General features: G+C 59.0%; 20 protein-coding genes and 2 pseudogenes. 13 read left to right on the forward strand and 9 right to left on the reverse strand.

The features are described from left to right. Window positions 1-144: 144 nt before the first annotated feature. A complete protein-coding gene (locus ACNFH5_RS11630) occupies window positions 145-513 on the forward strand; it encodes a histone-like nucleoid-structuring protein, MvaT/MvaU family (RefSeq protein WP_416746102.1) in 369 nt (122 codons plus the stop codon). 380 nt (window positions 514-893) lie between these two features. Here the strand turns inward: ACNFH5_RS11630 and ACNFH5_RS11635 are convergent. Further along, window positions 894-1,256 (reverse strand): annotated as a pseudogene (locus ACNFH5_RS11635) (transposase); the annotation flags it as partial. 150 nt (window positions 1,257-1,406) lie between these two features. Between ACNFH5_RS11635 and ACNFH5_RS11640 the strand changes: the two are divergent. After that, a pseudogene (locus ACNFH5_RS11640) lies at window positions 1,407-1,735 on the forward strand (transposase); the annotation flags it as partial. Here ACNFH5_RS11640 and ACNFH5_RS11645 read toward each other — a convergent pair. The 5 genes from ACNFH5_RS11645 to ACNFH5_RS11665 all read right to left on the reverse strand — a co-directional run bounded on the left by ACNFH5_RS11645 (window position 1,694) and on the right by ACNFH5_RS11665 (window position 6,323). Next, window positions 1,694-2,968, reverse strand: a complete 1,275-nt coding sequence (locus ACNFH5_RS11645) for an outer membrane protein transport protein (protein WP_416746104.1) — start codon at window positions 2,966-2,968, stop codon at window positions 1,694-1,696. The pseudogene ACNFH5_RS11640 and the gene ACNFH5_RS11645 sit on opposite strands and share 42 nt — an antisense overlap. A 174-nt stretch (window positions 2,969-3,142) precedes the next feature. Continuing rightward, window positions 3,143-3,403, reverse strand: coding sequence for a helix-turn-helix domain-containing protein (locus ACNFH5_RS11650; RefSeq protein ID WP_416746455.1), 261 nt, complete (start codon window positions 3,401-3,403; stop codon window positions 3,143-3,145). A gap of 84 nt (window positions 3,404-3,487) precedes the next feature. Further along, on the reverse strand, window positions 3,488-4,273 hold the full coding sequence (locus ACNFH5_RS11655) for an SDR family NAD(P)-dependent oxidoreductase (protein WP_416746106.1): 786 nt from the start codon (window positions 4,271-4,273) through the stop codon (window positions 3,488-3,490). Between the two features lie 30 nt (window positions 4,274-4,303). Beyond that, the gene (locus ACNFH5_RS11660) at window positions 4,304-5,830 is read right to left on the reverse strand and encodes an efflux transporter outer membrane subunit (protein WP_416746108.1); all 1,527 of its coding nucleotides are present in this window, start codon (window positions 5,828-5,830) and stop codon (window positions 4,304-4,306) included. 214 nt (window positions 5,831-6,044) lie between these two features. After that, entirely contained in the window at window positions 6,045-6,323 is a 279-nt protein-coding gene (locus ACNFH5_RS11665) for a hypothetical protein (RefSeq protein WP_416746110.1), read from the reverse strand. Window positions 6,324-6,361: 38 nt separating this feature from the next. Between ACNFH5_RS11665 and ACNFH5_RS11670 the strand changes: the two genes are divergently transcribed. The 5 genes from ACNFH5_RS11670 to ACNFH5_RS11690 all read left to right on the forward strand — a co-directional run bounded on the left by ACNFH5_RS11670 (window position 6,362) and on the right by ACNFH5_RS11690 (window position 12,550). After that, on the forward strand, window positions 6,362-6,979 hold the full coding sequence (locus ACNFH5_RS11670; RefSeq protein WP_416746112.1) for a TetR/AcrR family transcriptional regulator: 618 nt from the start codon (window positions 6,362-6,364) through the stop codon (window positions 6,977-6,979). Between the two features lie 72 nt (window positions 6,980-7,051). Further along, on the forward strand, window positions 7,052-8,167 hold the full coding sequence (locus ACNFH5_RS11675; protein WP_416746114.1) for an efflux RND transporter periplasmic adaptor subunit: 1,116 nt from the start codon (window positions 7,052-7,054) through the stop codon (window positions 8,165-8,167). After that, on the forward strand, window positions 8,164-11,253 hold the full coding sequence (locus ACNFH5_RS11680) for an efflux RND transporter permease subunit (protein WP_416746116.1): 3,090 nt from the start codon (window positions 8,164-8,166) through the stop codon (window positions 11,251-11,253). The genes ACNFH5_RS11675 and ACNFH5_RS11680 overlap by 4 nt, the downstream gene beginning before the upstream one ends. 34 nt (window positions 11,254-11,287) lie before the next feature. Then, window positions 11,288-12,094, forward strand: a complete 807-nt coding sequence (locus ACNFH5_RS11685) for an oxidoreductase (protein WP_416746118.1) — start codon at window positions 11,288-11,290, stop codon at window positions 12,092-12,094. A gap of 279 nt (window positions 12,095-12,373) precedes the next feature. Then, window positions 12,374-12,550: a hypothetical protein gene (locus ACNFH5_RS11690; RefSeq protein WP_416746120.1), complete on the forward strand. Its 177-nt coding sequence runs from the start codon at window positions 12,374-12,376 to the stop codon at window positions 12,548-12,550. A gap of 323 nt (window positions 12,551-12,873) precedes the next feature. Here the strand turns inward: ACNFH5_RS11690 and ACNFH5_RS11695 are convergent, their stop codons facing one another. After that, window positions 12,874-13,362: an ester cyclase gene (locus ACNFH5_RS11695; RefSeq protein WP_416746122.1), complete on the reverse strand. Its 489-nt coding sequence runs from the start codon at window positions 13,360-13,362 to the stop codon at window positions 12,874-12,876. A 146-nt stretch (window positions 13,363-13,508) separates the two neighbouring features. Beyond that, window positions 13,509-14,357, reverse strand: a complete 849-nt coding sequence (locus ACNFH5_RS11700) for an SDR family oxidoreductase (RefSeq protein WP_416746124.1) — start codon at window positions 14,355-14,357, stop codon at window positions 13,509-13,511. A 129-nt stretch (window positions 14,358-14,486) separates the two neighbouring features. On the opposite strand from ACNFH5_RS11700, the gene ACNFH5_RS11705 reads away from it, so the two are divergent. Next, on the forward strand, window positions 14,487-14,837 hold the full coding sequence (locus ACNFH5_RS11705) for a winged helix-turn-helix transcriptional regulator (protein WP_416746457.1): 351 nt from the start codon (window positions 14,487-14,489) through the stop codon (window positions 14,835-14,837). Between the two features lie 107 nt (window positions 14,838-14,944). On the opposite strand, the gene ACNFH5_RS11710 is transcribed toward ACNFH5_RS11705, so the two are convergent. Further along, complete coding sequence (locus tag ACNFH5_RS11710; RefSeq protein ID WP_416746459.1) at window positions 14,945-15,895, reverse strand: LysR family transcriptional regulator; 951 nt, start codon at window positions 15,893-15,895, stop codon at window positions 14,945-14,947. 473 nt (window positions 15,896-16,368) lie between these two features. Between ACNFH5_RS11710 and ACNFH5_RS11715 the strand changes: the two genes are divergently transcribed. From ACNFH5_RS11715 to ACNFH5_RS11735, 5 genes are all read left to right on the forward strand, one after another. Then, a complete protein-coding gene (locus tag ACNFH5_RS11715; protein ID WP_416746126.1) occupies window positions 16,369-16,692 on the forward strand; it encodes a DUF485 domain-containing protein in 324 nt (107 codons plus the stop codon). Beyond that, on the forward strand, window positions 16,689-18,338 hold the full coding sequence (locus tag ACNFH5_RS11720; RefSeq protein ID WP_416746128.1) for a cation acetate symporter: 1,650 nt from the start codon (window positions 16,689-16,691) through the stop codon (window positions 18,336-18,338). The genes ACNFH5_RS11715 and ACNFH5_RS11720 overlap by 4 nt, the downstream gene beginning before the upstream one ends. 130 nt (window positions 18,339-18,468) lie before the next feature. Continuing rightward, the gene (locus ACNFH5_RS11725; RefSeq protein ID WP_416746130.1) at window positions 18,469-19,728 is read left to right on the forward strand and encodes an OprD family porin; all 1,260 of its coding nucleotides are present in this window, start codon (window positions 18,469-18,471) and stop codon (window positions 19,726-19,728) included. A 250-nt stretch (window positions 19,729-19,978) separates the two neighbouring features. Beyond that, window positions 19,979-21,682, forward strand: a complete 1,704-nt coding sequence (locus ACNFH5_RS11730; RefSeq protein WP_416746132.1) for an AMP-binding protein — start codon at window positions 19,979-19,981, stop codon at window positions 21,680-21,682. Window positions 21,683-21,779: 97 nt separating this feature from the next. Continuing rightward, window positions 21,780-23,288, forward strand: a complete 1,509-nt coding sequence (locus ACNFH5_RS11735; RefSeq protein ID WP_416746134.1) for a CoA-acylating methylmalonate-semialdehyde dehydrogenase — start codon at window positions 21,780-21,782, stop codon at window positions 23,286-23,288. Window positions 23,289-23,325 lie beyond the last annotated feature (37 nt).

Consider the following 23,325-nt stretch of genomic DNA (forward strand, 5'->3'; position numbering starts at 1 on the left):
TTCTAATGATATTACCTAGCCTCTGCAGGCTCCTAATAACTGGAATCAGTACCCATTTGTCTGTGAGTCATGCTTTCGATTTAACTTCCAGCTCGTTTCTTATATTCTCGGTAGGCTAATAGTCCATAAAGAATGAGGAATATCATGTCTAAATTGTCTGAATTTCGTGCAGCGGAGAGAGCGCTCGCTGAGCAACTTGCTCATTTGGAGTCACTCAAAAATGACTCCGTTCTGAAGAAAGAGATCGAGTTTGAAGAGCGCCTCGCGGGACTGATGAAAGAGTATGGAAAGAGCCTCTCGGATGTCATCGCTATCCTAGACCCTAGTGCAGGCCTTCCCTCTCGCCGTGGTGCAAAGGGCGCCCCACAGGCTCGTCGTGCACGGACGGTCAAGGTCTACAAGAATCCCAATACCGGGGAAGTAGTAGAGACTAAAGGTGGCAACCATCGTGTGTTGAAAGCCTGGAAAGCCCAATACAGTAATGCAACCGTCGAGTCATGGCTCCAAGTCTGAGTAGGCACACCGTAGGAAGGCTGCGATGCGGCCTTTTCTGTTTTTGCGCGGAAGGTACGGTGAGGAAAAAATGGACGAATCGGCCAGAAATGAGAGTTTTCTTTTCGCAGTGAGGAGAATCTACAGTCAGGGCCAGGTTCTGAGGATTTCCTGACCGATCAGCGGGAAGAGCTCAGGCTGCTCAGGAATGTATCTTCACTGGGCTCGCATCAAGCCGCACCTTGTCTTACAGAGGTCGGTATGCCGCGCAAGCGCCGGAAAGACCTGCAGCAGGTGATCGCTGAATATGAGGCTGAAGCCAGGCGTTTGGCTGGCGATATGACCGAGAGCGAACGCCGGTTCCTATCCGTGGGGCTGGCTAAGGGTAAAGAGCTCGAGCCAATCGGTCGCTTGGCCTTGCAATTGTCACGGCGGAAATCAGCGATAGTTTTGAAGTCCGGCGCCAGCCGTCCAGTCAGCCACATCAGTTCAAGGTTGCGCTGGCATTCGCGCTCCAGGCGGCGGCTGGATTGGATGCGATTGAGGTAACCGTAGATGTAGATCTTCAGCATCGCGGCGGGTTGATAAGACGGTCGCCCGGTTACAGCCGGTGCCACTCCATCGAACTCCAAGGCCGCCAGGTCGAGTTCCTCGACGAAGGTTTCCACTACACGGATCGGATTGTCTTCGGCAACGAAGTCATCCAAGCATTCCGGCAGCAGGCTGACCTGTGTCCGGCTGGCTTCCTCGATGAATCGCTTCATACGCCGCCCCCGCTGACGATGCTCCAGCAACTCTAGGCGAGGACGACGTTTTCACACGGCCTGGACCCATTGCTGCCGATTGGATCTGTTGCCCGAAGGTGTCTACGGCACGAGGGCGATTCATTCTGATGAACGACTGCTCCTCGCTCATGCCCGAGCTGCCCGATACGCAGCAGTTGCATCACCAGCAGCTATCGCCGACTCAAAAGCTGGCGGCACGAGGCGGTACTGGATGCCATGAAGCAGCTGCTGGATCGCGAACTAGAGATGATGAGCGTGCGCCGCCAGACCCTGGAGCACCAGTTTGGCACGCTCAAATATTGCATGGGCGAGACGCACTTTCTGACCAAGGCGCTGCTCGAGTCAGCACGGAAATGAGCGTGCATGTGCTGGCCAGCAACCTCAAACGGTTGATGAGCATCTTGGGCGTCAGCAGACTAGAAACGGTAAGTCAGCTGTGCGGCCAGCCCGTGAGATGAATTGTCATATTTTGCGGTATAGGCAGGCTGCAGTCCTGAGTCGTTCTTTGCATTGACGCCAGCTGTATCCTCCCAAAGATAGGCGTAAGCCAAATCGATGGTCATGTCAGGATAAGGAGAATAGCCAGCCCCGAAGGTGACTGTCTGACGATTTCCGACAGGGATTCGCACGTTCCGATCCTCATTTCGAGTCGGAGACTGATCGTAGACGTATCCAGCACGCAGCACCCATTGCGGTGTTAGCGCATAAGAGGCACCAATTGCCGTAGCCCACGTGTCTCGGAAGTTTAGCTCCTCGCTGATTCTACCAAAGCCAAGTCGCTCGCCCAGGAGAGGTAACCCGCTGTTCTCACCGACAATTTCAGGGAGTCTGCTCCAGCGAGTCCATGTCGTACCCACATACCCTGTCCATTTGTCGTCAAAGTGATGCGTGAAAGAAGTATCTACCGACTCCGGCAGCGTTACGTCCATTTCCAGGTCATACTTTCCATTCAAGCCAAGTGCTGCTGGCGAGTCAGACACTTTAGTATGACCTTCAAGTTTGTAGTCGACTTTGGAGTGGTAAGTAACGCCCCATGTTGTTGCTTCTGTAATGTCAACCATGATGCCGAGATTGTACCCAACGGCTGTGTCATCTCCTTTCAGCGTGATCTTGGCCTCCTTACCACTATTTAGCGCGCCCGTCGCCAGCTGGCTTTCTAACTTTCCGCCTATGCGATTTATGGTTGGCCCTCCGCCAATTGAAACCTTATCGTTTATGCGATACGATATAGTCGGCTGAACTGTGAATACGGATACCTTGCTGTAAGACCCATGGTATCGCCCTTGGAAGTTGCTCTCGTAGTCATTTATAAGGCCAAACGGAACATAAACCCCGACACCGAAAGAAATGACTTCATTAATAGGAGTGGAGAAATATCCGAAGGGTACTCCGGTAACTGGAACAGAGTCACCTTTATTAGTTCCGCTGGCGCTGCTCTGAGCCGCGCTAATATCATCCTTTGCAAAAAGTACAGCCAGCCCTCCGCTAACTTCTGTACGTTTTAGCTTGCTTAGGCCTGCAGGGTTGCCAAAAATAGTACTGGAATCCAGAGCCGAAGAAGACCGTCCTGCGAAGGCCGTACCTGCGCCGCTTGCGCTCTGTTCATTCAGCGCGAAGCCGTTAGCCATGGTTTTTGTCGACACGACCAAGGCGCTTACCATAAACAGATGTCTAGCTTTGTGCTTGTACATTATTGCTCTCCGTGATTTTTCTACTCTTGTTTTTCTTTAAATTGCTCGACCGAAAGTTCCTGGAGTAGTTAATAGCTGGGCGCCAGGCAGTTACGCTCTGCTCTAAATATCCGAATAAAATACGGCTTGCGGTCATCGGTTGAACGTGCGTGGTGGATGCCTTAGTAACTGGTATCAGTAAAAGTAGATTGATGGATCTATAGTTTCGCTTAGGAGGACAGCCTCTATTCTTTTGAGGGCAGGGAGCAGGATGTATGCGATTCTCTCCGCCTTAGCGGTGGGTATCACGTCTCTTCCTGATCGATAGAAGAGAACGTCCTTAAAATGGACTCTCAATTTTGCAATTGATCCGCTAACCGCAGGCTGGCCAACTTTTAGAATCCTTGCTGCGCCGCTAAAGCTCCGCTCTTGGAAGACGGTCATAAAAACGAACATCAGATTGACGTCAAGCTTTGCGCTCCCCAAATGGATCGTTCCCAATGGCTTGCCCTCCAAGGTGTTTGGCTTTTGGAATCCGTGCTATAGATAGCGAGATGCTGGCTGATTGCAATAGATATACTTGGATAGACTGGTTCTTGTCTTTTCAAAAATCTCCCAGTGTTCGGCGCACTCGAGAAATGGGATGGTTACCGTCTCTCTTCTATCGAAGCCTTTTAAAGCCGAATCAACCACGTCATCAACCGTCATTACTATTTCTGGAGGGAAGTGATTGAGATCTTGTCCAGCTGTTTTCCAAAGTTCCGACTTTATTACGCCAGGAAGCACAGCTTGTGTGTATATCCCCATTTCAGAAAAGTGAGCTGACATGGCCTGACTCAGGTTTAGCACGAATGCTTTTGTGCCGCTGTAGATGCCGTCGTAAATTTCTGGAGCCAATGCCATGGCAGAGGAGACATTAATGATCGATCCTCCGCCTCTTACTGAAAATGCTTTTGCTGCTGCCGCAGCTAGACGGGCTACTGCACATACGTTTAAATTGATAATCTGACTAATCTCGAATGTTCCGTTTTGGAGAAGGCTTCCATTGAGGGACATTCCAGCACTATTAACAAGAACTGTAATATCACTCGCAGCCAAGCGAATCTCTACATGCAGAACATCCGTATCGTCAGTTAGGTCGGCTGGAAAGATACTGACACTTACTCCGGTCTCAGAGCGTAAGCGGTTCGCGAGAGCCTTTAGCCGCTTTTCGTTTCGAGCAACAAGAACCAGATCTAGTCCGCGTTTTGCAAGTCGATCCGCATAGGTGGCACCAATTCCACTCGAAGCCCCGGTTATTAATGCAGTTCCTTTATTGCCAGCCATGTTTTGCTCCAGAGTTCAGTATTGGCGCCTTCAAATAAGAGGTGCCATGGGTCGGGCTGAGTTGTCTGCTTGAGCAGACTGCGGCTTCTCAGTGTTGCCTTGTCCATTCGCGTCCGAAACATGATTGGATTGCCAGCCTCCACCCAGAGCCTTGAATGCCGCCACGGCCGCTCGGGCAGACTCAGTCTGTGCTTGAGCTCGATTGTCTCTGGCTGCCAATAGGCTTTGATCCGCGTTGAGCACTTCGATAAGGCTCACAACGCCGTTCTCATATGCGGAGAAAGTTGAGGCGCGTGCGTGCCCCAGCGATTGCTCGCCTTGCTCTAGCACCTTTGCTTGCTGCTCCCGCTTCACCAGTTCTGACAGAGCGTTCTCGACATCCTCAGTTGCCGCCAGGGCGGCCAATCGGTATGTAGCGAGTGCTTCTGCCTCTTGGCCTTTGGCTAAGGCGATCTGCGAATTGATCCGGCTGAAATCGAAAATTCTCCACCTAAGGCCAAACACCGCAGCAGCCTGGCTTGCATCATTGGAGAAGAGATGACCGCTTGAGACCGACGTGGCACTACCAAGCAGGCCGGTCAACGAAAATTTGGGGTAGTACTCTGCGATTGCTGACCCAATTCGTGCATTCGAAGCACTCAAGTGTCGTTCGGCGACAATCAGGTCCGGACGCCGGCGAAGAAGATCTTGCGGCGAACCCATGCCAGCAAACCCAGGAGCGAGTGGAATGTTACTTCTGCATTCCAGCTCTGCTCGGTGTGTTCCTGGAGGGGTCCCGAGAACTACGTCCAAAGCATTCATTGCGGCATCAAGGCTGGACTCGAGAACAGGGACTGTTGCCTCGACTTGAGCCAGTGCCCCCTCTGCTTGCTGCACTTCACGGTCGGCCGCCAAACCTACGCCATTGAGTTGCCTTACCTTAGAGACGAGGTCCCTTTGCGTTTGCACCTGCAGGTGTGCAATTTCGAGCCTGGTCTGTAGGCCGCGAATCACGATGTAGAGGTCGGCTGTTTGCGCTGAAACCGCGAGCCTTACCGCGATCTCTCCTGCCTCCGATGCCCGGTACTCGGCGAGAGCTGCTTCGCGGTCACGACGCAATCCACCGAACAGATCGACCTCCCAGCTGGCATTTAAGTTTGCTTCGTAGCTACTGCCATAACGGTTAAACCCTGGCGTTGAGCTCAGCACCTGTCCAAGCGGCGTCTCAATGGTCTGCCTAGCGCGCCCCGCCTGTCCGTCGATGTTGCCTGACGGGAGCAGTGCGGCATTTGCTGCGCCCAAGCCAGCTTGCGCTTGATCTACACGAGCTGCGGCCTGGGCGAGGCTCAAGTTCTGCCGAAGTGACTCTGAAACAAGTTTGGTCAGCTGAGTGTCACCAAAGCCCTCCCACCAAGCCTCTAGGTTGGAGGCTAATTTGGCGTCGCGCTGCTCGACCGCTTTCTGACCAATATATTGTTCAGGAAGGGCCGGAATTGGGCGGACGTAATCAGGCCCGACCGAGCACCCCAGAAGGGAACTGAATGTAGCGGCAGTGGCGAAAAGATGCTTGGGCAGCATTGGGTCTCCGAAAGCAAGCCTACGACAACCAGTGACCAATGTATCATTTGGTCACTGGTTGTCCAGAGTCTTCTTAACTGAGGCGGAGGTCAGGGCGACACGACGAAGCCAAAATGCCTCAGCGCAAATTTTGCGCTTGCTGGAAATCATCACCGGGACAAGCCTCAAGATCTTCTTGACGATCGAAAGCTGCTCGAAATCGCTGCGTCAACTGCTACTGAGCTCTGGCAGGCTGCGACACGCCATGGGGGGCAAATACGCCTGCTAGCCAGGTAATGAAACTGGCATTGGGGCGAGCCTGCCGCTGGTCTTCCGCGATCGGGCCCAGGAAGGGCTCCAGCATGAAGAGCCCGGGGCAGGCATAAGCTAAGCCGCCCGCCCTGCCTGCCAGAACGCTGGTGCTGATCAGTGTCAGATGGCCGCGTTTGAAGCTTGGTTTTTTAACCTGGTCAGGTGACGTTCCAGGATTGTGACCACAATACAATTCGGTCACTTATTGTCCATCACTCGACCGCTCTGTAGGCTATACCCATGAACAAAACTCCTTCTCCGAAAGTTACAGCTCGTGGCCCGGTGGACCACGAAGTGCGTGATCAGATCGTGATCGCGGCCACCGACCACTTCAGCCGCTATGGTTACGAAAAGACCACCGTCTCCGATCTGGGCAAAGCCATCGGCTTTTCCAAGGCCTATATCTACAAGTTCTTCGTATCCAAGCAGGCTATAGGCGAGGCGATCTGCGCCAATTGCCTGTGTCAGATCGAAGCCGAGGTCAGAGCTGCCGTTTCTGAGGCCGAACGCCCGCCGGAAAAACTGCGACGCATGTTCAAGGCGCTGGTTGAGTCGAGCCTGCGCCTGTTCTTTCAGGACCGTAAGCTCTACGAAATTGCAGCTTCGGCAGCGACCGAGCGCTGGGAGGCGGCGCGCGCCTACGAGGGGCGCATCTATGAACTGATCCAAGATATTCTCCTGCAGGGCCGACAGAATGGGGACTTCGAGCGCAAGACTCCCCTCGATGAGGCCGCGATGGCGATCCACCTGGTCATGCGTCCCTACCTCAACCCACTGCTCCTGCAGCACTGTCTCGATCATACCGACGAGGCTCCAACCCTGCTGTCCAGCTTGATACTGCGCAGTATGTCGCCATGACTCCGTGACTATTGACTAAATTGGTCACCAGAATCAAAGTGAGGTTTCCTATTACTTCGAGATGGGTTCCTCATGCCTCGGCGCACCCTCCTTCTGTCCACCCTTATCGGCGTGATGCCGTTTGCGCTGGTCGCCTGCGGCGACCAAGCGCAATCCGATCCACGTACTGACGCGCCCCTGGTGCGTGCTGTGGCCATTCAGGGCGCGCCGGTTGGGGCGCGCGCCTTCACTGGTACCGTGGCTGCCCGGGTGCAGAGCAACCTGGGTTTCCGGGTATCCGGCAAAGTTCTGGAGCGCTTGGTGGATACCGGGCAGTCGGTCAAGCGTGGCCAGGTGCTGCTGCGCCTTGACCCTGTCGACCTGCAGCTCGCCGCCCATGCGCAGCGCGAAGCGGTTGCCGCTGCGCGTGCGCGAGCGCAGCAGGCCTTCGATGACGAGGTCCGCTATCGCGCCTTGCGCGGCACCGGCGCGGTATCGGTGTCAGCCTACGCCCAGTACAAGGCGGCTGCGGATACGGCTCGGGCTCAGCTCAGTGCGGCCGAGGCCCAAGCCGAGGTCGCGCGCAATGCGACGCGCTATGCCGAGCTACTGGCCGATGCCGACGGTATCGTTATGGAAACACTGGCCGAACCCGGCCAGGTCGTCAGTGCCGGCCAGCCAGTGGTGCGGCTGGCGCATGCCGGCCCCCGGGAAGCCGTTGTGCAGCTTCCTGAAACCCTGCGCCCCGCGGTCGGCTCCATCGCCCAAGCCACGCTCTTCGGCAGGGAAAACATCAGCGTTGCAACTCACCTGCGCCAGTTTTCGGACGTCGCCGACCACCTAACCCGAACTTTCGAGGCCCGTTACGTACTAGATGGCGAACTTGCCAATGCGCCGTTGGGCACCACCATCACCTTGCAAATCGCTAATGACCAGGCAAATGGGGCGCGCGACCTACAGGTTCCGATCGGCGGCCTATACGACGCAGGAAAGGGGCCAGGGGTATGGGTTATTCAAGGTGAGCCGGCAAAGGTGTCTTGGCGGCCGGTTGTCGTCCAACATCTGGACGATGAACACGCGCGCATTACCGGCCCACTCAAGCCCGGCGAGCAGATCGTTGCGCTCGGCGCCCATCTTTTACGTGACGGCCAGCTGGTGCGGGTGGCTGAGCAACCTGCTGTTGCGGCGGTTGAGGGAGACCGTCCATGAGCGAGAGCCGTTTCAACCTTTCGGCGCTCGCCGTACGTGAGCGCTCGATCACTCTTTTCATGGTCTGCTTGATCTCGCTGGCCGGACTTATCGCCTTCTTCAAGCTGGGGCGGGCGGAAGACCCAGCCTTCACCGTCAAGGTGATGACCATAGTGACCGCCTGGCCCGGAGCCACAGCCCAGGAGATGCAGGATCAGGTAGCCGAGAAGCTCGACAAGCGCCTGCAGGAGTTGCGCTGGTACGACCGCAGCGAGACCTACACCAGGCCCGGGCTGGCCTTCACCACCTTGTCGCTGCTCGACACCACGCCGCCGTCGGAAGTGCCGGAGCAGTTCTACCAAGCTCGCAAGAAGATCAGCGACGAGGCGAAGACGCTGCCGGCCGGGGTGATCGGACCGCTGGTCAACGACGAGTACTCGGACGTCACCTTCGCCCTGTTCGCACTCAAGGCCAAGGGCGAACCGCAACGCCTGCTGGTGCGTGACGCGGAGACGCTACGCCAGCGACTGCTGCATGTGCCGGGGGTGAAGAAGGTCAACATCATCGGCGAGCAGGCCGAGCGCATCTTCGTCGAGTTCTCCCACGAGCGCCTGGCCACTCTGGGCATCGGCCCGCAGGAAGTGTTCGCCGCGCTCAACGGGCAGAATGCCCTGACTCCGGCCGGCTCCGTGGAAACCCACGGACCGCAGGTCTTCCTGCGACTAGACGGCGCCTTCGATGAGTTACAGAAGATCCGCGACACGCCGGTGATTGCTCAAGGTCGCACGCTGAAGCTTTCTGATGTCGCAACAGTCAGGCGCGGCTACGAAGACCCGGCGACCTTCCTGATTCGCAATGGCGGCGAGCCGGCCCTGCTACTGGGCATTGTCATGCGCGAGGGCTGGAATGGTCTCGACCTCGGAAAGACCCTGAACGATGAGGTGAATTCCATTAATGGCGAACTGCCGCTGGGCATGAGCCTTACTAAAGTCACCGACCAGGCCGTTAACATCAGCGCCTCGGTCGACGAGTTCATGGTCAAGTTCTTCGTCGCGCTGTTGGTCGTCATGCTGGTGAGCTTCATCAGCATGGGCTGGCGGGTGGGCGTGGTGGTCGCGGTCGCCGTGCCGTTGACCCTGGCGATGGTTTTCGTGGTAATGGCCGCTACCGGCAAGAACTTCGACCGCATCACTCTGGGTTCGCTGATCCTGGCGCTGGGGCTGCTGGTGGACGACGCCATCATCGCAGTCGAGATGATGGTGGTGAAGATGGAGGAGGGCTACAGCCGCGTCCAGGCTTCCGCATATGCCTGGAGCCACACGGCAGCTCCAATGTTATCGGGCACCTTGGTCACTGCCGTAGGCTTCATGCCCAATGGCTTTGCCCGATCCACGGCAGGCGAATACACCAGCAACATGTTCTGGATCGTCGGTATTGCCCTGATCGCTTCGTGGCTGGTTGCGGTGGTGTTCACTCCCTATTTCGGAGTCAAGCTGCTGCCCGACTTCAAGAAGGTCGAGGGCGGGCATGACGCCATCTATGACACCCCGCGCTACAACCGTTTTCGACGGCTGCTGAGCCACGTCATTGCCAGCAAATGGCTGGTCGCCGGCTCGGTGGTCGGGCTGTTCGTTGTAGCCGTGCTCGGCATGGGCTTGGTGAAGAAGCAATTCTTTCCAATCTCCGATCGCCCAGAAGTGCTGGTGGAGGTACAGATGCCCTATGGCACTTCCATTGCCCAGACCAGCGCGACCACACAGAAGGTGGAAGCGTGGTTGGCTCAGCAGAAGGAGGCCAGGATCGTCACAGCCTACATTGGCCAGGGTGCGCCACGCTTCTTCATGGCCATGGGGCCCGAACTGCCCGATCCTTCGTTCGCCAAGATTGTAGTGCGCACCGACAACCAGGATGAGCGCGAGGCGTTGAAGCATCGCCTGCGCCAGGCAATTGCAGAGGGACTGGCCAGTGAGGCGCGGGTGCGTGTCACTCAGTTGGTGTTCGGCCCTTATTCGCCATACCCGGTCGCCTACCGGATCAGCGGGCCAAATCCAAATAAGCTGCGCGATATCGCCGCCGAGGTTCAGCAGGTGATGGACGCCAGCCCGATGATGCGTACAGTCAACAGTGACTGGGGTACGCGTGTTCCCACGCTGCACTTCAGCTTGCAACAGGATCGCTTGCAGGCCGTGGGGCTGACCTCCAGCGCCGTCGCTCAGCAACTGCAGTTTATGCTGAGCGGAGTGCCCATTACCGCCGTGCGCGAAGACATCCGCACGGTGCAGGTTATGGCTCGTGCGGCTGGGGATATTCGCTTCGATCCGACCCGGGTCATGGACATCACTCTGGCCGGTGCCGATGGACAGCGCATTCCACTGTCGCAGATCGGCGAGGTGGACGTGCGCATGGAAGAGCCGATCATGCGCTGGCGCGACCGTGTGCCGACCATTACCGTGCGCGGCGATATCGCCGAGGGCCTGCAGCCACCGGACGTGTCGACGGCCATCAGCCAGCAGCTGCAACCCATTATGGCGAAGTTGCCGAGCGGTTATCGCATCGAGCAGGCGGGCTCCATCGAAGAGTCGGGCAAGGCGAGCAAGGCCATGCTGCCGCTGTTCCCGATCATGCTGGCAGCTACCCTGATTATCATCATTCTGCAGGTGCGCTCGATCTCCGCCATGGTCATGGTCTTCCTGACGAGTCCGTTGGGGCTGATCGGAGTGGTGCCTACGCTGATCCTGTTCCAGCAGCCGTTTGGCATCAATGCATTGGTCGGGCTGATCGCCCTGTCGGGCATCCTGATGCGCAACACGCTGATCCTAATCGGGCAGATCCACTACAACGAACAGACCGGCTTGGCCCCGTTCAACGCCTTAGTCGAAGCCACCGTCCAGCGTGCTAGGCCAGTAATTCTCACTGCGCTGGCGGCGATTCTGGCGTTTATCCCGCTGACCCACTCAGTGTTCTGGGGAACGCTCGCCTACACCCTGATTGGCGGCACCTTCGCCGGCACCATCCTGACTTTGGTGTTCCTGCCGGCCATGTATTCCATCTGGTTCGGTATCCGGCCCATTAGCCAAGTCTCACTCATGGAGGCGCAGCCGGCATGACCCCCCCCCGTCCCATTTATCTAGAGGAACCTTCATGTCGAACTCCCCCGTTGTCGTCATTACCGGCGTGTCTTCAGGCATCGGCCGCCAAGCGGGCGAACGCTTCGCCAAACTCGGATGCCGCGTGTTCGGTACCGTGCGCAACCTGGCAACCGCCCAGCCCATCGCCGGCGTCGAGATGATCCAGATGGATATCCGTGACAATGCGTCGATCTGCCAGGGCGTCGATCACGTGATCGCCCAAGCCGGGCGCATCGACGTGCTAATCAACAATGCAGGGATGATGCTGCTAGGAGCGACGGAAGAAACCTCCATCGCAGAGGCCCAGTCGCTGTTCGATACCAATGTATTCGGCATCCTGCGAGTCACCCAGGCGGTGCTACCCCACATGCGCAGCCAGGGCTCCGGGCGCATCGTCAACGTCAGCTCGGTGCTGGGTTTCCTTCCGGCGCCGTACATGGGTTTGTATTCGGCATCCAAACATGCGGTGGAAGGGTTGTCCGAAACATTGGATCACGAGGTGCGAGGGTTCGGCGTCCGCGTGGTTTTGGTCGAGCCCTCCTTCACCCACACCAACCTGGATATCAATGCACCCGAGGCGGTCTCCAGGATTCAGGCCTACGACAGCGAGCGCAACGTCGTTTCCCAGGCTATTCAAAACAACGTGCAGAAGGCGCCTCAGCCCGATGGGGTCGTCTCGACCATTATCGATGCCGCCTTGGGACCTTGGAAAATGCGACATACACCCAAGGGCGAGGCCTCCCTGCTGAGCAAACTACGCCGCTTCATGCCAGCTGGCCCGGTCGATAAAGGCCTGCGGAAAACTTTTGGACTCGGCTGAGACTATAGGTGCCGCATTACTAACAGCCTCATCGCTCTCACTCGTGTTGGCGGGGTTCCCCAAAAGCCAACTTGCCGTGGCGGTCAGTCTACGGGGGGCCGTTGGGGCTGGCCGCAGCGGTCGGGCCCAGCCTAGGGGCGTACGTGGTCGCATCGGTCGGATGGCAGTGGGCTTTCTACCTGAATCTGCCTTTGGGCATGCTTGCACTGTGGCGTGGTGCAACGCTCTAGACCGAAGCAACGCAACAAAGTCAGCCCCCGCCCACTGGATTCAGTGGGCTTGGGGCTGCTGATTGTCGGTATCGGTGCCCTTGCACTTTCCATCGTGCATGCGGATTTGCTTGCCTGGTCGCGCCATGAACTGCTGAGCATTGCCGGCATCGGGTTAGTGGGCATCGTCGGATTTATCTTCTGGGCACGGGTGGCCACCTCACCGCTGGTGGATTGGCGCTGTTGACTGCAGCCTTGTGTCTACCCATCAACACACTGCCCGCAACCCTCCTCAAGCCCCGTGATTCCACTCAAGCTTAGAAACCACAGCGAAAAAATTACATGCCGTTACGGAGAACCTATGGAAATCGATCAGTAATCACTTGTCTGGATAAGCCAGAAGTCGGACTCCATGCATCACATGCGCGAGGATGGCGGCAAGCCGGATCTCGCCCGAGGAACAGCTCGACGGTAAGAGTGGCCGCAAAAACATGGAGGGGATGATGTCCGGCGAACTACTGTATGCGGGCTTATTTGTGAGTCCGTGGCAGCGGGGAAACCCGGAGCACGTTATATCTTTTGCATGCCGTCCCAGTGTTCCGCGAGCTTGCCGTCCTCGATGCGGAGCATATCGAACCATGTCGTCGTGTATTTCTTCGTAGGGTCGGCTGGGTCGTTGTACTCTTTCACAAAGCTCATAACCACCAGATTGCCTTCCGCAATGATGGAAACGACAGGAGATTTCATCTTCGCTTCGATGGTTTTGGGCTTGGCGAATTTGGAGAAGACTTCTACGAACCCGGCCCGCCCTGTAGGCACGGTCGGGTTGTGCTGGATGTAAGACTCGGCCAAGTATTTCTCGGCGAGTTCCAGGTGACCGCCCTCGATCACCTCGCGAAAAAAGTCGTAGACCAGGCGCTTGTTGGCGGCGAGACGAGAGTCATCACTTGCAAGTAACTCCTCATGATTGGGGTTGGCTTGGACAGGTATTTGAGCCCTCGCTGCACCACTGGCAAATGAATAAGAGGCGAGCAGGACGACGAGGAAGGTGCCGCGCATTTCTGTGATCCTCGCTGGATAGTTGGTTACAGTCGCCACGCCAAACACTTGACTTCACTGGACTGCGCGGCTTTTCGCGCAGGTCCGGTGAAATGATGGCTTTTGCACCTTGGGACGGCTACGTCAACCAGTTAGCAAGGAGCCAATTACAATGCCCCGCTGACTGCAGTTTCCAGCGCTAAGGTTGACCTTCCGATAAGCTCGCTCAGTTGCTTGCCATCATCGAACAGCGCCCCCCTGGACACACCTGTATCGGAGTTTGCCAATAGTTCAGCAAGAGGCTCTGGCAGTCCTGCACCGAGCAGGGCTTTCTTGTATTCCGCTTCTGTTAGGTTGACGTAGTTGATGGCTTTACCGCTCTGACGCGAGATCTCGGCGGCAAATTCGCTCAGAGTGTATGAGTTGTCACCTGCGAGTTCGTAAACCTTGTCTGCCTGATCGTCGCTGGTCAGTATGACGGCGGCGGCTTCGGCGTAATCGGCACGGGCAGCAGAAGAAATCCGCCCGTCGCCGGCGCAGCCATAAACCGCGCCCAGCGACAGCGCAGTGGGAATTCCCATTGCGTAATTCTCGGTGTACCAGCCATTGCGTAGGAGGACGAACGGCAGGCCGGAAGCTCGGATGGCTGCCTCGGTTTCCCTGTGCTCGCCGGCGAGTCCGAGCACAGAGGTGTCCGCATGCAGGACACTGGTGTAGGCCAGCAGCTTTACTCCCGCACGCTTGGCTGCGTCGATGACGACACGATGCTGCTGAGTGCGCTGGCCTATTTCGCTGGACGAGATCAGTAAGACCTTGTCTGCGCCTTGCAAGGCGGCGTTCCAGCTGGCAGGTTGGTTGTAGTCAGCTTGACGAACCTGAATGCCCAGCGCGGCAATATCCCTGGCTTTCTCCACATCGCGTACGGCGGCGACGAGATTGGCTGCCGGAACCTTTTTCAATAGCGAGTCGATAACGAGGCGGCCGAGTTGTCCGGTAGCTCCAGTGATGACGATCATGGGGTTTCCTTTCTATTCGTGGTTGTCTGTGGCAGAGCGTAGAATATGCCTTAACAATTACATTTCGTAAGTACACACCTAAAGGTAAGTGCAGTGTCTGAGAGAAAAACCGGCAAACTCGCGGAGATAATGCGTCGCGGAGAAGTTCTGGCCACGGGATGCCCCTCACGCGAAATCCTCAAGCATGTAACCAGCCAGTGGGCCGTATTGGTGCTGGTGGCATTGATGCAAGGAACGCATCGTTTCAGCGAGCTGCGCCGCAAAATCGGCGGGGTAAGCGAGAAAATGCTGGCCCAGACGCTACAGCAACTGGAAAAAGATGGCTTCGTCGCGCGCGTGTCGTATCCGGTGGTCCCGCCGCATGTTGAGTATTCGCTGACACCACTAGGCAGTGGCATAGGTCGTCAAGTCGAGGCGATGACTGACTGGATCGAAATTAACTTGCCGAAAATCATCAAGGCGCAGCAGACGCAGGTATAGGCTGGTTCCTCTATGACTGCCGTCAGCAGGATAGCAATAGCACTGGGCCATGTATTTAAGCAGCCTGGGCCGAACGGACGACTGGGAAGAAGTAGTCGCCATGTCGGCTAATTGAGCGAGGGGGTGAGTAACTCACTCGTTTCACCCATCAACCATGCGGTATTCAAGTCCGCGCATTCGTGTAGATAGTCCGCAATCAGCGTGATGCGTTTGAGGCGTCGCAGGTCTTCGCTGTAGTAGATCCAAAACTGCCGGGTCACTTCGATCTCCCTGGGCAGTACGGCCCGCAACCTCGGATCCGCACCCACCAGGAAACACGGAAGAATTGCCAGGGCGTGCCCCTGCAAAGCTGCCTGATACTGCGCAATTACGCTGGTGCTGCGCAGCTGGCTGACGGCACCCGGCAGCAAGTCGTTCAGATAGAGCAGCTTGGGGCTGAAAGCCAGGTCTTCGACATAGGTGATGAAGGTATGCCCTGCTAGGTCGTCACGCGTTTCGATCGGCGGATGCTGCTCCAGATACTCGGGCGTTGCGTAGAGACGCAGGCGGTAATCGGCGAGCTTGGAGCAGACGTAAGGCCCTCGCTCGGGGCGTTCGAGCGTGATGGCGATATCCGCTTCGCGGCGCGAAAGGCTGACGAAATGCGGGACCGGGAGGATGTCCGCGGAGATGTGCGGATAGCGCTCCAGAAAACGCGTCATCTGCGCCGTCACGAAGTACGAGCCGAAACTCTCGGTGCACCCTATGCGCACATGGCCGGATAGCGCCAGGCGTGTCCCCGACACCTGCTCACATGCCGCCTGCAAGGTACTTTCCAAGGTCTCAGCGTGGCTGAGCAGACGCTGCCCTTCCACCGTCAAGACAAATCCCGCCGAACGCGACTTCTCGAACAGCAGCGCCCCCAGGGCCTGCTCCAGCGCACGCACGCGCCGCGATACGGTCGTGTAATCGACCCCGAGACGTCTTGCCGCTCCCGTCGCTGTCCGGGTACGGGCAACCTCCAGGAAGAAGCGGAAATCATCCCATTTCAACTGATCTTGATAAGGACTTTTTTGCATGTCCATCAGGATTATTTGCCCGTTCATTAGTGGATGGATACCTACATATACTCACATCCATCGTCCGAGAGCCAAGTGCTTTTCCTTGGCCGGACCAGCCCCCTCCAACTAACAAAAACCAAGGGCTAAGAGAATGAGCGCACGCCAGTTTTTCGGCCTTCCCGCTCGGCAGCCAGCCTGCCGGCGCGCCCTTCGTTTCGCGCCCCGGGCTCCCCTCCGAGTACCCCTTCTTTCGCTGATTCCTCCCCGGCTTGACCCATGCACAGAAGGGCGAGCTTTGTCGACCGTTCGCCCGCTGTACGAATACCTGTTTTTAACCCCGGGCAAGCGCGGCGACCCTTAAGCGCAGCGCCTTCTTCACTCCAGTCATGAATAACTTGGCGGCGCTCGCACCCGGCGCTGCCGGGAATGCTGCGCGCTTGGAAAAGGCCGCGGCAGCAGGCACGACAAAAATAACTAAAGCGGAGCCCGATATGACCCCTCATCACGCCTCGACTTCCACCGCCAGCATCCTGGCCAATCCGAAATTCCAGCGACTGGCGCAACAGCGCGCCCTATTCGCTTGGTCTCTCAGCGCCGTGGTATTGGCCTTCTACTACTTCTTCATCCTGCTGGTAGCCTTCGTTCCCGACTGGCTACGGACGCCTCTCTACGCCGGTAGCCATCTCAGCCGCGGCATCCCGGTGGGCGCGAGCGTCATCCTTGTCTCCTGGCTGCTGACCGCCTGGTATGTGCGCCACGCCAATACCCGCTTCGATGCACTGAGCTCGGAAATCCTCAAGGAGGCCCAGGCATGAAGAACCTTCTCGCACTCCTTGCCCTTTCACCGCTGCCCTGCTTCGCCGCTCCCCTCGTGGCAGAGAAGCAACCCCTCAACCTCAGCGCCATTGGAATGTTCTTCGTCTTCGTGCTCGCGACCCTGGCGATCACCGGGTGGGCCGCTCGACGCACTCGCTCCGCTGCTGACTTCTACACCGCAGGCGGCGGCATTTCCGGCTTCCAGAATGGACTGGCGATCGCCGGCGACTACATGTCCGCCGCGACCCTGCTCGGGCTGTCCAGCCTCGTCTATGCCAAGGGCTACGATGGATTCGTCTACATCATCGGGTTCTTCGTCGGCTGGCCCATCGTCACCTTCCTGATGGCCGAGCGCTTGCGTAACCTGGGCCGCTACACCTTCGCCGACATCGTCTCCTACCGCCTGGACCAGACCCGCGTGCGCAGTTTTGCCGCCTTAGGTTCGCTGACCGTGGTGTGCTGTTACCTCATCGTGCAGATGGTCGGCGCCGGTCAATTGATCAAGCTGCTGTTCGGACTGGACTACCGGACGGCCGTCGTGGTGGTCGGCGTTTTGATGTTGGTTTATGTGATCTTCGGCGGAATGATCGCCACGACCTGGGTACAGATCACCAAGGCCGTTCTGCTACTCGCTGGCGGCACCACGCTGGTGGTCATGGCCATGAGCGAATTCGGCTTCAGCTTTGAAGAACTGGCTGGCCGGGCCACGGCGGTGCACAGCAGCGGTGCCAGGATCATGGGCCCCGGCACTTTGCTCGCGGACCCGATCAACGCCGTCTCGCTGTCGCTGGGCCTGGTTTTCGGCATTGCCGGACTGCCTCATATCCTGATGCGGTTCTTCACGGTGCCCAACGCGCGGGAAGCTCGCCGCTCGGTGCTCTTCGCCACGGGCTTTATCGGCTTCTTCTTCCTGGTCGTCTGCGTGCTGGGCTACACCGCCATCGTGATCGTCGGAACCGATCCCCAGTACTTCGTCGATGGCAAGCTCGGAGGCAGCCTGGTGGGCGGCGGCAACATGGTCGCCATGCACCTGGCGAAAGCCGTAGGCGGCAGCCTCTTCTTCGGCTTCCTCTCCGCCGTGGCCTTCTCGACCATTCTCGCCGTGGTGGCAGGGCTCGCCCTGGCCGGTGCATCGGCAATCTCTCACGACCTCTATGCGTCCGTGCTCAAGAAAGGCAAAGCCACGGAGCGTGACGAAATGCGGGTGTCGCGGGTCGCCACGCTGGCCATCGGGCTGCTCGCCATAGGCCTGGGCATTCTATTCGAGCAGATGAACATTGCCTTCCTGGTGGGGCTGACCTTCGGCGTGGCGGCCTCGGCCAATTTCCCGGTATTGATCATGGCCATGTACTGGAAAGACCTGACCACTCGTGGTGCCCTCTGGGGCGGACTGACCGGATTGGTCAGTGCGATGGCGCTGGTGATCTGCGGTCCGGCGGTCTGGGTCGGGGTTCTGGGGCATGCCCAAGCGCTCTTCCCGTACGACCAGCCGGCACTGTTCTCCATGCCGTTGGCCTTCCTGGTCATCGTAGTCGTGTCACGGCTCGACAACAGTGAGCGCGCCCGTCGCGAACGCTCCGCCTATGCCGACCAGTTTGTGCGTGCCCAGACGGGTCTGGGTGCTGCCGCAGCGAGCAATCACTAGCTCGCTGCGTGAAGTTAGCAGGCACGTTATCGCTCCTTTGGAACGTGCCTTTTTTTCCCTACCGGCTTTCCTGCCGCTTGCCTTCAAGTCGGCACGGATTCTCTCGCCATCAAAACAACAAGAGGCCTCCATGAAACGCATTTCCAGCTCCGCCAGCCTACTGTTCATCGGTTACACGCTCAGCTCTTCAACCCCCGCTCTGGCCGATTTTCTCGGCGACAGCAAGGCCAGCATCGAACTGCGCAACTTCTACTTCAACCGCGACTTCCGCCAGGACAACGCAGCGCAATCCAAGCAGGAAGAGTGGGCGCAAGGCTTCCTGCTGCGCTACGAATCCGGCTACACCGAAGGCACCATCGGCGTGGGCGTGGACGCCCTGGGCCTGCTCGGCGTAAAGCTGGATTCGAGCCCCAGCCGCGCCGGCTCCGGTCTGTTGCCGCGGGACAAGGAGAAGGTCAACGGCGCGGCCGACGACTACAGCGAACTGGGCCTAACCGCCAAGCTGCGCGCCTCGAAAAGCGTGCTGAAGATCGGCACACTGCTTCCCAAGTTGCCTACCGTACTAGCCAATGATTCGCGCCTGCTGCCTCAGACCTTCGAAGGCGCCCACCTGAACTCCACCGAGTTCGCCGGCCTGACCTTCGACGGCGGCCGCCTGCGCCAGGTGAGCCAGCGCGACTCGTCCAACCGCGAGGACATGACCGTCACCAGCGGCAGTGCGCGCGGCATTGTCGCCACCGACAGCAGCGACCAGTTCGACTTCGCTGGCCTGAGCTACAAGTGGACACCGCAACTCACCACCGGCTACAGCTACGCCAAGCTCGACGGGCTCTACGACCAGCACATCGTCAACCTGGTGCACGTGCAGCCCATCGCCGCCGGCCAGTCGCTGAAGACCGACCTGCGCTACGCGCGCTCCGATGACGATGGCCACAGCAATGTCGACAACCGCGCCTTCGGCGCGATGCTCACCTACACCCTGGGCGGCCACGGCTTTGGCGCCGGCTACCAGTCCATGAGCGGCGACACCGGCTTCGCCTACATCGGCGGCACCGACGCCTTCCTGGTCAACTTCGTGCAGATTGGCGACTTCGCCAACCGCGATGAGAAGTCCTGGCAGGCGCGCTACGACTACGACTTCGCGGCCCTCGGCGTACCCGGCCTGACCTTCATGACGCGCTACCTGTCCGGCGACAACATCGACCTGGGCGCGAACAGACCCGAAGGCGAGGAATGGGAGCGCGACACCGACATCGGCTACGTGGTGCAAAGCGGCCCGCTGAAGAACCTCGGCGTGAAATGGCGCAACGCGACCGTGCGTTCCAGCCATTTCGGAAACGACCTGGACGAGAACCGCCTGATCGTCAGCTACGTGTTGCCGCTCTGGTGAGTCGGGCCGCAGCTGTCAGCCAGCCCGAAACCCCGCCGTAGACGCTGACTCCTAACCGCGCAAGCCGCCGCCACCTAGCTGGCGGCTGCTCGGTTTTTTCCGTCTTTTATCAAGGCGCCAGGTAGTGAGATTTTTGCACATCTAACATGATTTTATGCGTGTTCATGTTTGATTAACGCCTACATATACTCGACTCCACCAACCCGGCCCTAAGCCGAAAGACCCAAAATAACAATTAAGGGCAAGCATCATGACCCACAGCTCCCACTCGTTCCTTGCCGCCCGCGATTTCCTGTTGACCCATCGCACTGACTACGACACGGCTGTCCGCGACTTCCGTTGGCCTGAGCTCACCGAATTCAACTGGGCCCTGGATTACTTCGATGCCATGGCGAAGGGCAACCAGGCCACCGCCCTCTGGATCGTGGAAGAAGATGGCAGCGAGCGCCGTTACAGCTTCCAGGAGCTGGCAGAGCGCTCCAACCGCGTCGCCAATCATCTGCGCGAGCTCGGGGTCCAGCGTGGCGAGCGGATCCTCATGATGCTCGGCAATGACATCGCCCTGTGGGAGACCATGCTGGCCGCCTTCAAGCTGGGCGCCGTGGTAATCCCCGCGACCGCCCTGCTCACCGCCGAGGACCTGCGCGACCGCATCGATCGCGGCCGGGTTCGGCACCTGGTGGCCGGAGGCGCGCATCTGGAGAAATTCGAAGGCCTGGGCGAAGGCTGTACCCGCATCAGCGTCGGCCAGCAGGTGCGGGGATGGACGCCACACGAAGCGGCTTGGGAGTACGCCACGGAGTTCCAGGCCGAGGGTCAGACCCTGGCCACCGACCCGATGCTGCTCTACTTCACCTCAGGCACCACCTCCAAGCCCAAGATGGTGTTGCACAGCCATCAGAGTTACCCGGTCGGCCATCTTTCCACCATGTACTGGATCGGCCTCAAACCCGGCGACCTGCACCTGAACATCTCCTCTCCGGGCTGGGCCAAGCATGCCTGGAGCTGCCTCTTCGCGCCCTGGAACGCCGGCGCCGGCGTGTTTATCCACAACACTTCGCGGTTCAGCGCTCCCGCCCTGCTGTCGGTACTGGAGCGCTACGGCATCACCAGCCTGTGCGCACCGCCCACCGTGTGGCGCATGCTGATCCAGGAAGACCTGGCCAGCTATCGCGATCGCCTGCGCTTGCGTGAACTGGTGGGTGCCGGCGAACCGTTGAATCCGGAAATCATCGAGCAGATCCATCAAGCCTGGGGCTTGTGGCTGCGCGATGGCTTCGGCCAATCGGAAACGACCGCCCTGGTCGGCAATACCCCTGGCCAGAAGCTCAAACCGGGCTCCATGGGGCGTCCCCTGCCCGGTTATCGCGTGACAATGCTCGACCCCGACGGGGAACCCGCCAGGGAAGGTGAAGTGGCGCTGCCGCTGGATGTTCGCCCGCTGGGCCTGATGCTCTGCTACGAGGACAGCCCCGAGAAAACCGCCGAAGTCATGCGCGACGGCTACTACCGCACCGGCGACACCGCGCAGATCTGCGAGGACGGCTACATCACCTTTGTCGGCCGCGCCGATGACGTTTTCAAGGCTTCGGACTACCGCATCAGTCCCTTCGAACTGGAAAGCGCTTTGATCGAGCACCCCGATGTGATGGAGGTGGCCATCGTGCCAAGCCCTGACCCCGTGCGCCTGGCGGTGCCCAAGGCCTTCCTGATCCTGGCTCACGACCTGGCCGGCAGCGCCGAATTGGCCTGCAACATCCTCGCCTTCGCCCGCGAACATCTGGCCCCCTACAAGCGGGTCCGCCGTATCGAGTTCGTCCGCGAACTGCCCAAGACCATCTCCGGAAAAATCCGCCGCGTGGAACTGCGGCAGATGGAAGTGCAGCGCCGCAAGAGCCCTGCACGGGGCGAGCAGGAGTACTTCGAAGAAGACTTCCCCCAGCTCAAGGGCTGACCGGCCGGCGCCGCCGGCCCCCAACCGAAAACTCGACCACTCGGTTTTTTTACCGAGGGGCCACACTCGACCTCACGAAAGCAGGCAGGACCCGTAAATGACTACTTCGAGCGTTCCCAGCGTCAAGCTGCTGATCAATGGCGAATTCGTCGAATCCAAAACCCAGCAGTGGCGTGACGTCGTCAACCCGGCCACCCAGGAAGTCCTGGCCCGAGTGCCATTCGCCACCCAGGAGGAAATGGCCGCCGCCGTCGCTGCCGCCCAGGAGGCATTCAAAACCTGGCGCAAGACCCCGATCGGCGCTCGCGCCCGGATCTTCCTCAAGTACCAGCAGCTGATCCGCGAGAACATCAAGGAGCTCGCCGCCCTGCTCACCGCCGAACAGGGCAAGACCCTGCCGGACGCCGAAGGGGACATCTTCCGTGGCCTCGAAGTGGTCGAGCACGCCGCTAACATCGGCACCCTGCAGATGGGTGAGTTGGCCAACAACGTCGCCAACGGCGTGGACACCTACACGCTGCTGCAACCGATAGGCGTTTGCGCCGGCATCACCCCGTTCAACTTCCCCGCGATGATCCCGCTGTGGATGTTCCCCATGGCCATCGCCTGCGGCAACACCTTCGTCCTCAAGCCGTCCGAGCAGGACCCGCTGGTCACCATGCGCTTGGTCGAACTGGCTCTGGAAGCCGGGATTCCGAAAGGCGTCCTGAACGTGATTCACGGCGGCGTCGATGCGGTCAATCTGCTTTGTGACCATCCCGACATCAAGGCTGTGTCCTTCGTCGGCTCCACCAAGGTCGGCACCCACGTTTACAACCGCGCCACCCAGAACGGCAAGCGCGCGCAGTGCATGATGGGCGCGAAGAACCACGCCATCGTCCTGCCGGACGCGCACAAGCAGCAGACGCTGAATAACCTGCTGGGCGCCTCCTTCGGCGCCGCCGGCCAACGCTGCATGGCCCTGCCCGTGGTGATCCTGGTCGGCGAGGCGCAGGCCTGGCTGCCGGAACTGGTGGAGAAAGCCCGGACGCTCAAGGTCAATGCGGGCGCCGAGCCGGGTACCGACGTCGGCCCGGTGGTCTCCTGCGCCGCCTTGGATCGCATCAGCGGCCTGATCGCCAGCGGTATCGAGGAAGGCGCCAGGCTCGAACTGGACGGGCGCAACCCGAGCGTGCCGGGCTATCAGGACGGCAACTTCGTCGGCCCGACCATCTTCTCCGGCGTGACCGCGCAGATGAGCATCTACCGCGAGGAGATTTTCGGACCGGTGCTGTGCGTGGTGAACGCGGCCTCCCTGGACGAGGCCATCGCTTTCATCAACGCCAACCCGAACGGCAACGGCACCGCACTCTTCACCCGCTCCGGCGCCGCCGCCCGGCACTTCCAGGAAGAGATCGACGTCGGCCAGGTCGGTATCAACGTGCCGATCCCGGTGCCCGTGCCGCTGTTCTCCTTCAGCGGCTCGCGTGCCTCCAAGCTGGGCGACCTCGGCCCCTATGGCAAGCAGGTGGTGCTGTTCTACACCCAGACCAAGACCATCACCCAGCGCTGGTTCGACGAAAACGATGTCGGCGGCGCCGTGAACACCACCATCACGCTGAAATGATCTACGGGAGCCAGCGCCCCCGCGCCGGCTCCCTTGG

The sequence above is a fragment of the Pseudomonas sp. NY15435 genome (genome assembly GCF_048068295.1).
Taxonomy (GTDB): Bacteria; Pseudomonadota; Gammaproteobacteria; order Pseudomonadales; family Pseudomonadaceae; genus Pseudomonas.

What these genes read in the sequence shown, in the direction of transcription:
- ACNFH5_RS11630 (WP_416746102.1), top strand. Translation starts at nt 145, where the DNA reads ATGTCTAAATTGTCTGAATTTCGTGCAGCGGAGAGAGCGCTCGCTGAG.
- ACNFH5_RS11645 (WP_416746104.1), bottom strand. Translation starts at nt 2,968, where the DNA reads ATGTACAAGCACAAAGCTAGACATCTGTTTATGGTAAGCGCCTTGGTC.
- ACNFH5_RS11650 (WP_416746455.1), bottom strand. Translation starts at nt 3,403, where the DNA reads ATGTTCGTTTTTATGACCGTCTTCCAAGAGCGGAGCTTTAGCGGCGCA.
- ACNFH5_RS11655 (WP_416746106.1), bottom strand. Translation starts at nt 4,273, where the DNA reads ATGGCTGGCAATAAAGGAACTGCATTAATAACCGGGGCTTCGAGTGGA.
- ACNFH5_RS11660 (WP_416746108.1), bottom strand. Translation starts at nt 5,830, where the DNA reads ATGCTGCCCAAGCATCTTTTCGCCACTGCCGCTACATTCAGTTCCCTT.
- ACNFH5_RS11670 (WP_416746112.1), top strand. Translation starts at nt 6,362, where the DNA reads ATGAACAAAACTCCTTCTCCGAAAGTTACAGCTCGTGGCCCGGTGGAC.
- ACNFH5_RS11675 (WP_416746114.1), top strand. Translation starts at nt 7,052, where the DNA reads ATGCCTCGGCGCACCCTCCTTCTGTCCACCCTTATCGGCGTGATGCCG.
- ACNFH5_RS11680 (WP_416746116.1), top strand. Translation starts at nt 8,164, where the DNA reads ATGAGCGAGAGCCGTTTCAACCTTTCGGCGCTCGCCGTACGTGAGCGC.
- ACNFH5_RS11685 (WP_416746118.1), top strand. Translation starts at nt 11,288, where the DNA reads ATGTCGAACTCCCCCGTTGTCGTCATTACCGGCGTGTCTTCAGGCATC.
- ACNFH5_RS11695 (WP_416746122.1), bottom strand. Translation starts at nt 13,362, where the DNA reads ATGCGCGGCACCTTCCTCGTCGTCCTGCTCGCCTCTTATTCATTTGCC.
- ACNFH5_RS11700 (WP_416746124.1), bottom strand. Translation starts at nt 14,357, where the DNA reads ATGATCGTCATCACTGGAGCTACCGGACAACTCGGCCGCCTCGTTATC.
- ACNFH5_RS11705 (WP_416746457.1), top strand. Translation starts at nt 14,487, where the DNA reads ATGCGTCGCGGAGAAGTTCTGGCCACGGGATGCCCCTCACGCGAAATC.
- ACNFH5_RS11710 (WP_416746459.1), bottom strand. Translation starts at nt 15,895, where the DNA reads ATGCAAAAAAGTCCTTATCAAGATCAGTTGAAATGGGATGATTTCCGC.
- ACNFH5_RS11715 (WP_416746126.1), top strand. Translation starts at nt 16,369, where the DNA reads ATGACCCCTCATCACGCCTCGACTTCCACCGCCAGCATCCTGGCCAAT.
- ACNFH5_RS11720 (WP_416746128.1), top strand. Translation starts at nt 16,689, where the DNA reads ATGAAGAACCTTCTCGCACTCCTTGCCCTTTCACCGCTGCCCTGCTTC.
- ACNFH5_RS11725 (WP_416746130.1), top strand. Translation starts at nt 18,469, where the DNA reads ATGAAACGCATTTCCAGCTCCGCCAGCCTACTGTTCATCGGTTACACG.
- ACNFH5_RS11730 (WP_416746132.1), top strand. Translation starts at nt 19,979, where the DNA reads ATGACCCACAGCTCCCACTCGTTCCTTGCCGCCCGCGATTTCCTGTTG.
- ACNFH5_RS11735 (WP_416746134.1), top strand. Translation starts at nt 21,780, where the DNA reads ATGACTACTTCGAGCGTTCCCAGCGTCAAGCTGCTGATCAATGGCGAA.